Genomic DNA, 13,415 nt, shown 5'->3' with positions numbered 1-13,415 from the left:
CGTGTCGAATCATGTTACTGTTGTACACATTACTTCGACAAACGAAGAGTAAGAGAAAAGTTGATGGAAAGTGGGGAACCGTTATGTCACAGATGTTCGCGTTAAGTATTTTGGTGTTTTTCCTTTTTATTGGAGATGTAGTTGCGATTCGAACCAAAGCTTGGGTTCCTTCCATTTTTATTAGCGCCGTCCTTTTCTTAATCGGCTATTGGACGTTTTTTCCGGAAAATATCGTGGAACTGGCCGGTGTACCACCAGCAGTAGCGGTGATGTTAATTTACTTATTAATTACCAACATGGGCACATTGTTGTCTGTGCAAGAATTGATTAATCAATGGAAAACGATTTTAATCGCACTAGCTGGAATTCTCGGTATTATCACAGCATTATTTGCAATCGGGACATTTCTTTTCGGCAGTGAAACGATCATTGTTGCCATACCACCTCTAGTTGGAGGACTAGTTTCAGCGCTTATTATGTCTGAAGGCGCTGCGGCAGCAGGACTTCCTAGTTTAGCAGTTTTCGCTATCGTTATTTATGTCATGCAAGGGTTCGCTGGCTATCCCTTAACGTCAGTTATGTTAAAAAAAGAAGGGAACCGTTTGCTTCAAAAGTTCCGTAATGGAGAAATAGATGAGAAACAAGTTGAGGGCGGCAATATTGATTCAGATGTAAATGAATTGAAAATGTTTAAATGGATGCCTGAAAAATACAATACCGAATTTTTCAAGTTCTTCCGCTTAGCATTTGTGGGTTTCTTAGCTTATCAAGTGTCTGTATGGCTAGCGCCAATAGTCACTATTAGTCCATTCGTATTGTGTTTACTCTTTGGAGTCATTGCAACAAGTGTTGGATTCTTAGAAAAACACCCGTTGAAAAAAGCAAATGGTTTTGGATTCGCCATTTTAGGATTGATGCTGTTCATTCTAGATGGTTTAAAGGAAGCGACACCAGACATGATGGTGGAATTAATCTGGCCGTTAGTTGGCTGTATCCTCATAGGGGTAGCAGGCATGTACGTGTTCTCATTAATTATGAGCAAAGTTTTAAAAGTCAGCAAAGAAATGGCTTTTGCCGTGTCTTTAACCGCACTCTATGGTTTCCCAGCTGATTACATCATTACAAACGAAGTCATCAATTCATTAACTCAAGACGAAAAGGAACGTGAAGTGTTAACGAGCCACATGTTGCCTCCTATGTTAGTTGCAGGATTCATTACCGTCACAATTGTTTCTGTCATCCTTGCAGGTATCTTTGTCGGCTTCTTGTAATCGCCATGAGTGATCTTACAACAAAAAAAGACCTCCTCGAATTCTTTCCGAGGAGGTCCATTTTGTTTACGTAACGTAAGTTCTCTACAAAACAATTGCTTAGCTAATTTAGTCGATTTCATAAGTCATAAAACCGAATGTAAACACGAACATGCTAAAAACAGAAATTCTGTTGATTTCCGTTACGGGCGGACGCTTTCCGCGGGTGGTCCGTGTGCCTCCTCGTTCGCTACGCTCTCTGTGGGGTCACACCTGGACACACTTTTCCCGCTGGAGTCGCCGCCCTTCACTCCAATCAAATGACCGGAATTCTTAACCAATTCAAAGGAATACCCTTCAAATATTCGTGTATCATTCATCAAAAGGCATTTATAAAATTAACTCAAGTAAAAGAGAAATGCATGAGTTCAAACGAGAAGTAGAGCCAACTTGGTTGAAAAATCCTTCAAGTGGTCGAAAAGATGTCTAAGATGGTTGGAAACCTGCCCAAGTTGGTCGCAAACGCCTTGTAGTTGGTCGAAAACCTATTCAAGTTGGATGAATCGCATTCCAGCATGTTTACTTCCTATATATTCATTATCTTTCACATGCAAAGTTGTCTTTGTCTCTATCCATCTTGGCCTGATAGGCGGGGTGGTCGCTTGCAACTCCGTTTGGATACTTGGTGCGCAGATGCGTACAATTATCGAACCATTCTGTCGTGCCTGTTGTAGCTGCTGGAGCACTAGGAGTTGAAGTAGCTGCTGAACTTTCAGATGCAGCTTCCGAATTTGCACTGGAAGAACTACTTTCTGAAGAAGCAGTTGGAGTGTTCGCAAATCCTGAATCTGAAGCGTAATCTTCAACAGCCCAGAACCCTAATTTCTTCGACTTAGCAACTTGCTGTGCTTCTTCATAAGGTGTTAAATGGCGAGTATTTGGTGGGTAAACATAAGCAACTCGTGCTAAGCCCTCGCTAATCAATGTTTCTTGAACACTTTTGCCGTCGACATAGACATAAGCTAACAAACGTCCGTATTTATCACGCTTTTCACCTACATCAAACTCAAGAGTTAAGTTCCCACTATTCACAAGTGCTCGATTACGTTCCTTGGCTTCAGTTCCAAAAGGTTGTTTTCCAAGACGCGGATGATTAGTTTCAGGAGTATCTATTAATAAATAACGAACCGGTTCATTGACACCTTTATACATCACTCGAATGGTATCGCCGTCCGTGGTGGAAACCAGCGTCACCGGAATTTGATCGGTTGTTCCTTCTTTTGGAGCGACCTTGACTGGTGCTGTAGGCTTAACTTCGACAGGTGCGATGGTCGGCGCTTTTTCTTCTTTCACCACTACTTCTTTAGCACTTTCCCCAGACCGGTCTTCTTGAGTAGTCGACTCTTTTACAACTGGCTCATACTTTTCATCTTCACTACTCGTTAATGTAGTTCCACAACCTGAAAAGAAAAGGGTACTGCCAATAATGAATAACGCTAATATTTCACGAAAATTAAAATTCAATTCCAAAATCCTCCTTGATATTTACTTTTCTAGTATAACAACCAAATCAATTGGTTAGACATTAAATTTCTGACCTTCAAAATAATTCCATTAAAAAAACCTCACTGAATTTATTTCAAGGAGGTCCATTTAATCTAATTTGTAGATGAAACCACTAAAAAACGAACGACATCTTTTGTATGGTTAAACCAATAGTGTGTTTTGTGAGCGTCGAATAAAATGGATTGTTGTTCACTTAATTGTAATTGCTTTCCATCAATTTCAACGGTTAATAAGCCTTCCACTATAAACAAAAATTCGTGACCATCATGGGAAAAAGCATTTCCTTCATTTTCTCCAGGTTGGAGCGTCACCAAAATAGGAGAAAAGGTGGCATCTTGAATTCCGTATGATAAATCTTTGTAATAAAAGCGCTCTAGGCGAGTAGTCAAGTCTTCCTGAAGATCATCTTTTCCAAAGAAAATACTCGGATTTACACCTAACGCATCAGCTATTTTTTTCAGTGATTCTAATGTAACGCTCGATTTTCCTCGTTCAACCTGTGATAAGAAACTGATGGATACGCCAGTTTTTTCTGCCAAATATTTCAATGTTAAATTCCGTTCTTTGCGAAGATTTTTTAATCTATTTCCAACTAATCCTTGCGGCATAAAAATTCCTCGCTTCATTGTGATATATATCATTTATCTTACAACAACCAAAATACTAACATCAATATAATTTACGACATTGTATTGACAGAAAATTTATAACTGTCTAAAATGAATTTATTAATAAATTGAAGTATCACTTCAATTTTATTCGTAACACAAGGGGGATTTATGATGGATAAAAAACAAACACGTCGGGTCTTAATTGCGAGTTTAGTAGGTAGCTCAATTGAGTGGTTTGACTATTTCCTTTATGGAACAGTTGCTGCTCTCGTTTTTAACCAACTATTCTTTGTCACGGAAGATCCAACGGTAGGACTATTATTAGCGTATGCCTCATTTGCTTTAGCCTTTTTCATCCGACCTTTTGGAGGCATCATTTTCAGTCATATTGGTGACCGTATTGGACGCAAAAAAACACTCGTCGTAACATTAAGTTTAATGGGTGTGGCGACCTTTGGAATGGGCTTATTGCCGACATATCAAGCCATTGGGATTTGGGCACCGATTTTGCTAATTACACTTCGCTTAGTTCAAGGATTAGGAATTGGCGGAGAGTGGGGAGGCGCACTTCTGCTTGCAGTAGAATATGCACCACCAGAAAAACGGGGATTATATGGTAGTATTCCTCAAATGGGTGTCACGATTGGGATGTTCATGGGTACAATCGCTTTATGGTTGATGACCATGCTTCCAGAAGAATCATTTATGACGTGGGGATGGCGCGTGCCATTTATCTTAAGTGCTTTATTGGTTGTCTTTGGATTGTGGATTCGTAAAGGCATCGATGAGACACCTGAATTCAAAAAAGTACAAGAATCTGGAGAAATTCCAAAGCTGCCAATTGTCGACACACTGAAATACCATTGGCGTGAAGTTTTAATTGCCATTGGTGCAAAAGTGGTTGAAACAGCGCCATTCTATATTTTCAGTACGTTCGTGGTATCGTATGCGACAACAAATTTAGAATTTACTAGAACATCTACCTTAACAGCCGTTATGATTGCGACAGTAGTAACAACGATTTTGATTCCTGTGATGGGGAATTTATCAGATAAAGTTGGTCGTAAAAAATTATATGTTACAGGAACCGTAGCTATGGCGCTATTTGCATTCCCATACTTTTGGATGTTGCAACAAGGTTCAGTTGCCTTGCTCATTATCGCTACCATTATCGGTTTAGGAATCATCTGGGCACCAATTACTGCAGTTCTTGGAACCATGTTTTCTGAAATTTTTGATGCAAAAATTCGTTATACAGGCATTTCATTAGGATATCAAATCGGTGCCGCAGTAGCGGGTGGTACAGCCCCACTTGTTGCAACCGCGTTACTGGTGCGTTTTGATAACTCGTATATACCCGTTGCGATATACATCATTTTTACGGCACTCATTTCCCTTGTGGCCATTTGGGCGGTAAAAGATCGTAGTCGTCAACAACGAAAACAAATCTTAGAAGCACATGAGAGTCGCGCATAAGCGACTCTTTTTCTACTATTATATCTAGCTTTAAGCGCTTTTGTGGTGCTTTCCGCTTTGCTACCAGGAGGACTGACCATGCTCGTTATAAATGAAAAACAAATACATAAATTATATAAAATGACTGATGCTATTCAAGATATCACGGCAATGTTGAAGGCTAAAGAGGATGGGAAAATAAATAATCCACATCGTACCGTTCTTGATTTTCCTGAATACGAAGCCTCTGCATTATATATGCCGAGTGCTGATTTAGCTTCACAAGTATCTGCGGTAAAAGTAGTAACGATTTTTCCGGGAAATCCGGCGAAAGGAAAACCGACCACACAAGGAGTATTGTTATTGTCTGATGCCACCAATGGAGAACATCTCGCGATGATGAATGCATCGTATTTAACGAGATTACGTACTGGGGCACTTAGCGGCATTGCGACTGACTTATTAGCGAAGGACAATAGTAGTACATTAAGTGTAATTGGTACAGGTGCCATGGCATTTGAACAAGTCCTCGGCGTACTCGCGGTTCGTGACATTGAGAAAATCATTCTCGTTAACAGGACGTTAGAAAAAGCACAAGCTTTCGGAGAGAAATTGCGTGTCCATGGCGTGGGGATACCATACGAAGTAGAAACAGATGTAGAAATAGCGGTGAAACAAGCAGATATTATTTGCTGTGCAACACGTTCCGTTGTACCTGTCTTTAATGGCATTGATCTAAGACCAGGTACACATATTAATGGGGTGGGGTCTTATTTACCACATATGACAGAAGTAGATGAAACCACTGTTCTAAGTACAGACAAAATTGTTGTGGATGATTTAGAAGGAGTTAAAGATGAAGCTGGTGAGCTCATGCATGCTGCGAAAAGTGGCAAATGGTCGTTTGAAGAGATCCATGCACACCTGGGAGAACTCGTAGTCGGAAAAAAATTCGGACGACAAGCGCAAGAAGAAATCACGTTTTTCAAATCCGTTGGAGCTGCATACTTTGATTTAGCAGTCGCAAAAGGCGTCTATGCAAAAGCAAAAGAAGCGAGTGTAGGGATTGAAGTAGAAGTTTAATGTGAAGATATTTAAAAAGTGATTACTCCTCAGTACTAGGGAGTAATCACCTTTTTGCGTGATTAATTAATTCGAACGGTATTTCGTCCATTTCGCTTGGTTTCATAAAGTGCTTGATCCGCATATTTCATTAAATCATGTAAAGACGCTTCACGAGTTGGGTTGAAGCTGGACATTCCGATACTAATCGTAAGGAAGGGACCAATTGATGAATGGGCATGTGGAATTTTGAGAGATTCAATCGTTGTACGTAATGTTTCCGCTACTTTGAATGTGCGCTTTTCATCACAATCACGTATGATCACTGAAAACTCTTCTCCACCGTACCTCGCTACAAAATGTCCCGTACCATCTAAGGTTTGTTGCAAGGACTTCGCAACTACTTGTAAGCAATGGTCACCTTGTTGATGTCCGTAAGCATCGTTGTACAATTTGAAATGATCGATGTCTATCATAAGTAATGAAATAGATTGGTTATTGTTGATAGCAAGTTCCCATTCTTGTTGCAACTTCTCATCATAGGAGCGTCTATTAGGAATCCCAGTCAATCCATCTGAATTGGAGATTTTTTGTAACATTTCGTTCGCTTCAAGCAACTGTCTTTCGATTTCTTTTTTCTCGGTAATATCATGAATAACGCCCATAATTGCTGGCTTCCCATTATATTCAATGACGGTAGCTCCTACATTTGCAGTGACCACTTTTCCGTCAAAACGGATAAATCGTAACTCACTATATTTGGTTAACAGACTTGCATCCTTAAATCCCAATGCCATATTCGTAATGGTCGTTCGTCGATCCTCTGGATGTAAGAAATCAAAAACTGTTTTTCCTTTTAAGTCGTTAATACTCTTCGCACCAATAAATTCGACTACCTTATGGTTAATAAATTCAATTTGATTGCGACTGTGAACAAATATGACTTCCGGTGAAAGGTCAATTAGAGTCCGATACCTATTTTCACTTTCAATCAACTTTCTTTCTGCTTGTTTTGCCGATGTTATATCATAAGCCATACCAATTACACCAGTAATCTTGTCATCAATTATAATAGGTGTGATATTGATATTTAATCTGACAATATTCCCATCTCGTTTCTCAATTTCAGTTTCAAAGGTCAAAGATTCACCGTTTAGGGTCCTCTTAAAATACATAATCGTATTCTCTAAAAAGTTTTCCGTAATTATCGGAGCAAATGATGTGCCCACGAGTTCTTCTCTTTTGTATCCAGTCATCAATTCTGCCGCATCATTCACTTCAGTGAAAAGTCCTTTAGGATCCAACAAATATGCTGGACTCTGGTTGTGTTGAAATAAGGACTTATATAGCTGTTCATTTTCGAGTATTTTAATTTCCATCAGTTTGCGATGGGTAATATCGAATAGAGTACCTGAAGTACCCATAATCTCACCTTGTGGATTAAATATTAGTTTGGCAAACATCTCAATCCATTTTGTTGTGCCACAGTCTGTCACGTAACGAACTTCGCATTTGTACTCATCATTCCGTTCGTGGATGAGAGAGTCAAACCAATCTGCAATACGATGTTGCTCATCAACATGGACAAATTTCAGAAATGATTGATCCATCGATTCTGCCACACAATAGCCCGTGATATCTGTCCAGGACTTGTTTAGAAACGTCCACTTTCCCTCGATATCTGTTTGGAAGATGACTTCTTTCACATTTTCAATAACAGACTGATGCTGTTCAAGAAGTCGTTTATAGTTTTCTTTCGAATCAAAAGTCCTTTTTTCAAAATCTTTGCGCTCTGTTATATCTCGAAAGTTCCACAAATGACCTAAACTCCGTTGATCTGTTGAAATAATAGGGACAAAATCACGTTCAATAATGCGACCGTCACCAAGTATAACTTCTTCATTTAAAACCGTTTCTTTGGCCTCTAAAAGTTCAAGGGTTCGACCGAGATACTGCTGAGGATTTACAATGTCAACGGTGGATTTTTGACTTAGTTTTTCAACTTCTAAGCCTATTAAATTTTCTTTTTGAGGAATTTGGAATAGGTCATAAATTTTTTGGTTTACAACCTCTATGCGACGATCAGGTGTTTCAACTACAATACCAGAGCCTAAATGTGAAATGAGAGTGGACAGTCTAACCTTTGTATTTTCAAGTTCTATAAATAGCTCCATGCTCCAAAAAACATATTTCGCCACATAAAAAGCAAAAATACTACCTAAAAAAGAGAAAATCCAGTAGATTTGGGAAACTTGTTTGAATTGATCCATATTATCTGAAAGAATTGTCAGGTTGATGTAAAAAGTAATGTAAATAAGAAGAGTGCTCGCCAATGTGAGTAATAACATTCTACTTTCTTTTCTAATCGACAATCTAGAGAATAAACCCGTGACAAGTCCAATTAGTAATATTAAGACAGAAGAGGCTATTGAAAATTCGTTAATCCCACCAACAAATAAGCGCATGATTGCGATTAGAACGGACGATAAAAGAGCCGCAGGGAAGCCAAAAAAAGTAGCTGCGATGATAATTGCTATATGTCTGAAGTCAATGATGACATTTTCATTAATAGGGATACCAAAATAGATAAGAATGACTCCTAAAAAACCAAGTGAAAGGCCAGCCATTATTTGTATTTTAGTAGTTGATAAATTAGTAGAAGTATTCTTTCTTAAATAGAATCTAGCTAATTGTCCAATAATAAAGAGAAATGAAATAAGTAAAGATCCATGTAATGCTAAATCTTTCATCAAGTTGTTTCTTCCTACTTTCGTTTTTGTGAATATCCTCATAAATACATGGTAAATAATAGAAAAATACTACCTGTATGAATCATTCTACAACAAATATAGTGTATATTCTAGTACTAATTATAAGGTAGAATGAGTACTTTTCGAGGGTATCTATGTTTTGAAAATAAGCATGAGAAAAAGCCTTTAATCAATTGAAAATCCGTTCAGATAGGTGGTATAAAACATTGGATACCTACTCAATTAACATTACAAATAACATAATATCAACGTCCATCTGAAACTTCATTTTTTACTCTGGAGACAACTCAATTTGGAGCGATGCGGAAGACCTTCACATGCATTTATTAAAATGGTCCGATGAGAAGGGTTTTGAAAGTGACTTAAGAGGAGAGGAAATGATTTACTAAACAATTTATTCTTGATTCTTGGGATGGAGCAAGTAAGCTCAAGTGTTAAATTTCAGAAAACAAAGTATTTACAATTACAAGGAAAATTGTTAAACTCATCTAAATTAAATACTATTGATGCGTTGAAGAGAAGAGTAGTTAAGAATTGATTAAACCAGAGAGCTCCCTGCTAGCTGAAAAGGGGGAATAATCAACTTGATGAATAAAGTCTCAGAGCTTCTTACCAAGCTGATGTTGTAATCAGGGATAGTAAGACGGATTCTGCCGATATACGGATAGGGTATTGATGTACCCAAAGAGGTTGATGTAGTGATATGTCAACAAACTAAGGTGGTACCACGAAACTACAACTTTCGTCCTTAAGAATGAATTCTTAGGGGTGAGAGTTTTTTTATTGGCTTATTTTATAGGTAAACTGATTTTCTTATTTGTCTGAAGCATCGTTATGATTATTTTTTAAGAGGAGTGTTCAAATGGATAGCATAGAAACCGTAAGGAAATTTTATGATGAAACAGTAAACTATGAATGGGAACGGCTCGATCGACACAAGGTCGAGTTTGAACTTACTAAACGCTATTTAAATCGTTATATTAAACCGAATGACAAAGTCTTGGATCTAGGTGGAGGTCCTGGAAAGTACTCTCTCTATTTGGCTGAACTTGGCTGCGAAGTGACATTGGCGGATCTTTCACAAAAAAATGTGGATTTTGGGTTGAATAAAGCAAAAAAACATGGACTCCCCCTTAGTGGCATGTGTGTAGATAGTCGTGATTTATCGAGTATTGAAGATGGACAATACGATCATGTGCTTTGTATGGGACCGATGTATCATTTAAAAGATGAAACTGATCGGGTAAAAACGATAAATGAATGTTTTAAAAAATTAAAACCAAACGGAATTATTTTTGTGGCATTCGTTTCCTCCTACTCATTCGTTTGGGATTATTTAATACGAAACCCAAATTTAATTTTGAATAATGAGCGAAAATCACAACTAAATATGATGCTAGATGATGAAAATTTTGTTGGACGGGGGTTTACAGACAATTTCTTTATCCGTCCTAAAGATGTACTTCCATTTTTCGAACAATTTAATCTCGAAAAGCTACATTTAATTAATTGCGAAAGCTTTTTATATCTACGTGAGGCAGAACTCCTTAGTCAAACACCAGAAGTGGTAACTGCATGGCTGGACTTGGCAGAGCAAGTATGTGAACGCGAAGATATGCTGAGTTTAGCAGAACATATTATGTATATCGCTAAAAAAGTAGAGTAAGCTTTGTTAAATATCGAGTGTTTAGTTGAGTAGTACTAAAAACAATGCTAAAACGATGTTCGTGTAAGTGTTAATCATTTACAAAAAAGAGCCCAATTCATAATCGAATGGGCTCTTTTTTGTATGTTTAATTTAGATTTTGTAGTAGACAACTAAACTGGTTAATCGATTGAGTAATGAGGCTAATTACATAAAATCTATTCAGCCCACTGGTGGGTGAATAGGGATGCTATTTGTTTCTTCCACGTTAGCTACTAGTGAATTTGTTTTTTCTGTATCAGAAACCAAAGAACCTATAGATGAAAAGCTAATAATCAATGCTACAATAATGAATTTCTTCAATGTTAACACTCCTTATAAAATGAATTTAACTGCTTTTTCGTATTTTCCTTCAGTTTTATAATACTCTGCAAGAATGCTAGAGAAGTATTGATGGGATTCAGCTTGTTCGTCCATCCTCTCTGTAAAGGGAATGACTTTGTCTTCTAAATATTTCATCGCTTGTGGTTTTTTATTATTTAAAAGCAATAAATAAAACGATGAATAAAGCTGATATTGAGTTGCTTTCATTTTGAGAGCTTCTTTATTTAATAAGATGAAACTCTCTCTACTTTCTACCCATTTTTCTAATCTAAACTGTGACAACGCGATGTTGTACAGACACAATAGGTAATCTTTCGAGTTCTTATTGAAAATAACTGAGCTTTTCTTAAAGTAATCTAACGCAATGGAGTAATCCCCCATCTTATGCCGTAAATCACCGATGTTGTGGTAAATCTGTGGAAGCAGATCAGACTCTTGAAGCATTTCAATATTGCGAATGAGGTGTTCATAGCACACCAGCGCTTCATCATAAATCTTAGTTTGCGTATAGTTTATCGCTAGAGACATGTGAACATGTAACATCCGTTTGTAGTTAAAGTGATCTTTAAACAAATCCATGGCTTTTTTTCCGTAATAAATGGCGTGTCCTGATTCGCCCATATACCCTTTGACAATGGCTAGATGGTAATAGATTTCACCTTCAACCGTATTATTGTTAGAATTCGCTTGGATGATTGTTGAAAGCTTTTCGTTAGCCTCTCCATACTTCCCCCTCAAAATTAACAATATCGCAGAGAAATATGAAAGTAAATACTTCTCATGTTGGGAAATATTTTGCTTTTGCGATTGAAGTAAACGCATTTGGTACTCGGCATTAACTAAGTCCTTAACAAAAAGATAGTATCGAAGTTTATACATTTCATATAGGTAGAGATGTTGAGTGAAAACGATAATCTCCTTGTATTCATCTAGTTCTTGGAAGGTTTTCTGTACTTTTTCTCCTTCAAAATAATAAATATGTTGATAGAGTTGATTTAATAAGTTGAAAACCTTTTTTTCACTTTCCTCGACATCCTCCATATTAATATCAAGCCGTTTTAATAAAAGTCTAATGGTTTCAGCATTGGCTTCCTTGCTATTGCTTTCTATTTTACTTAGGTGTGGAACCGAACAAATGCCAGTTGCAAGTTGATTCTGAGTCATTTTCATTTTAGTACGATGGTACTTGATTAATGAGCCTACTTTCACTTACTCCACCCTCTAACAAAATTTTTCACTTAAACTAACAAAAAATTAGAATTTTCCCAACTATCAATGTATTAATATTAACGACCTGCATAAAGAGCCGAGAAACATGTGATTTAGCGATGAAGAGATTACTTTTCATCTTAACTTATTTCCATGAAATGTATCATTTCTTTTATCTAAATTTTCCAAAAATAGTTTTAAAGGCTCGAGATGGTTAACTCGTAGGAGATATATTGACTCATATAATATTAAGAATATAGGAAAATAGGCGGATTCAACAAAACCCAAATATTGTATTTAAATAACTATAAAAAGGCAATTTTCCCAATAACCAAATCTATTAAGCTGTGATAGATTTGATTCAGAACCAAAAATACATTTGACAAAAAGGAGCAAACGAAATGAAAAGATCGAAGAAAATCTTAATGAGTGCGTTGCTAACTGCTAGTCTAGCCATTCCTAGTGTTGGAGCAAGTGCTGCACCAGACAACAATAATGGTGTGGAGAAATTCCGAGTGTATGTAGAGGCAACAGATCAATCAGCGAAAAAGGAACTTAAAGGGAAGTACAAAGCAAGATGGGAACTAACTGAAAATGGTTTCTCAACCGAAATGAGCGAAAAGCAATTTACTGCACTTCAAAAAAATAAAAATGTGAAAGTAACAAAAGTTCAAGAAGTTACACTAGATACAGAAGTCCGTGCAACTCAAAGCGAGGTACAAGCGGCAGAATATCCAACACACCAAACACCATGGGGCATCAAAGCAATTTATAATAACAGCAGCCAGACAACAACTTCTGGTGGGGCAGGCATCAACATCGCCGTGCTGGATACAGGCGTATTCACTGGTCACTATGACCTTCAAAACACAGTCGAGCAATGTAAAGACTTCACACAAGTAACAGTACCAGTAAATGGCGCATGTAACGATGCACATGGACATGGTACACACGTAGCAGGATCAGCTCTTGCTGACGGAGGAAGCGATCAAGCAGGAGTTTACGGCGTTGCACCTCAAGCAGATCTTTGGGCATACAAAGTACTTGGCGACAATGGTTCAGGCTACTCGGACGATATCGCTGCAGCCATCCGTCACACAGCGGATCAAGCAACGGCAACTGGTACAAAAACTGTTATCAACATGTCACTTGGCTCTGCAGGAAATGACAGCTTAATCTCAAGCGCAGTCACATATGCATACAACAAAGGCGTTCTAGTTGTAGCAGCTGCAGGTAACGAAGGTCCAAACCAAGGTTCAATCGGCTACCCAGGCGCACTAGTTAACGCAGTGGCAGTTGCTGCATTAGAAAACGTTCAGCAAAACGGTACATACCGCGTTGCAGACTTCTCTTCTCGCGGATATGCTTCAACTGATGGCGACTATGTCATCCAACAAGGTGACGTTGAAATCTCGGCTCCAGGTGCAGCAATTTACTCTACTTGGAACAATGGTGGCTACAA

General features: G+C 37.9%; 10 protein-coding genes and 1 other annotated feature. Of the genes, 5 read left to right on the top strand and 5 right to left on the bottom strand.

The features are described from left to right. Positions 1–83 precede the first annotated feature (83 nt). Entirely contained in the window at positions 84–1,271 is a 1,188-nt protein-coding gene (locus tag WBG45_RS04810) for a hypothetical protein (protein WP_424412672.1), read from the top strand. Positions 1,272–1,847: 576 nt separating this feature from the next. On the opposite strand, the gene WBG45_RS04805 is transcribed toward WBG45_RS04810, so the two are convergent. Beyond that, positions 1,848–2,774 carry a thermonuclease family protein gene (locus WBG45_RS04805; RefSeq protein WP_424412645.1) on the bottom strand — a complete coding sequence of 309 codons (927 nt, stop codon included), beginning with the start codon at positions 2,772–2,774 and terminating at the stop codon, positions 1,848–1,850. Between the two features lie 134 nt (positions 2,775–2,908). Further along, on the bottom strand, positions 2,909–3,424 hold the full coding sequence (locus WBG45_RS04800; RefSeq protein ID WP_424412644.1) for a helix-turn-helix domain-containing protein: 516 nt from the start codon (positions 3,422–3,424) through the stop codon (positions 2,909–2,911). Positions 3,425–3,598: 174 nt separating this feature from the next. Here WBG45_RS04800 and WBG45_RS04795 point away from each other — a divergent pair, with 174 nt between their 5' ends. Both WBG45_RS04795 and WBG45_RS04790 read left to right on the top strand, forming a co-directional pair. Then, positions 3,599–4,903: an MFS transporter gene (locus WBG45_RS04795; RefSeq protein WP_424412643.1), complete on the top strand. Its 1,305-nt coding sequence runs from the start codon at positions 3,599–3,601 to the stop codon at positions 4,901–4,903. Between the two features lie 78 nt (positions 4,904–4,981). Beyond that, positions 4,982–5,965 (top strand): ornithine cyclodeaminase family protein, encoded by a 984-nt coding sequence (locus WBG45_RS04790; RefSeq protein WP_424412642.1) that lies wholly within the window; start codon positions 4,982–4,984, stop codon positions 5,963–5,965. A gap of 62 nt (positions 5,966–6,027) precedes the next feature. On the opposite strand, the gene WBG45_RS04785 is transcribed toward WBG45_RS04790, so the two are convergent. Continuing rightward, positions 6,028–8,694, bottom strand: coding sequence for a PAS domain S-box protein (locus tag WBG45_RS04785; protein WP_424412671.1), 2,667 nt, complete (start codon positions 8,692–8,694; stop codon positions 6,028–6,030). 523 nt (positions 8,695–9,217) lie between these two features. Beyond that, positions 9,218–9,468 (top strand) — a binding site (T-box leader). Between the two features lie 109 nt (positions 9,469–9,577). Here WBG45_RS04785 and WBG45_RS04780 point away from each other — a divergent pair. After that, positions 9,578–10,381, top strand: a complete 804-nt coding sequence (locus WBG45_RS04780) for a methyltransferase domain-containing protein (RefSeq protein ID WP_424412641.1) — start codon at positions 9,578–9,580, stop codon at positions 10,379–10,381. Between the two features lie 201 nt (positions 10,382–10,582). Here WBG45_RS04780 and WBG45_RS04775 read toward each other — a convergent pair whose 3' ends face one another. Both WBG45_RS04775 and WBG45_RS04770 read right to left on the bottom strand, forming a co-directional pair. Beyond that, the gene (locus WBG45_RS04775) at positions 10,583–10,723 is read right to left on the bottom strand and encodes a hypothetical protein (protein ID WP_424412640.1); all 141 of its coding nucleotides are present in this window, start codon (positions 10,721–10,723) and stop codon (positions 10,583–10,585) included. A gap of 12 nt (positions 10,724–10,735) precedes the next feature. Then, entirely contained in the window at positions 10,736–11,953 is a 1,218-nt protein-coding gene (locus WBG45_RS04770) for a helix-turn-helix domain-containing protein (protein WP_424412639.1), read from the bottom strand. A gap of 401 nt (positions 11,954–12,354) precedes the next feature. On the opposite strand from WBG45_RS04770, the gene WBG45_RS04765 reads away from it, so the two are divergent. Further along, positions 12,355–13,415, top strand: a 1,061-nt coding sequence (locus tag WBG45_RS04765) for a S8 family serine peptidase (RefSeq protein WP_424412638.1), incomplete at its 3' end; no start/stop codon positions are given.

The organism is Paenisporosarcina sp. (assembly GCF_049671445.1).
In the GTDB taxonomy this organism is placed as follows: Bacteria; Bacillota; Bacilli; order Bacillales_A; family Planococcaceae; genus Paenisporosarcina.
The sequence above is the reverse complement of the archived record's forward strand: the minus strand, read 5'-3'. Positions and strand labels throughout refer to the sequence as shown.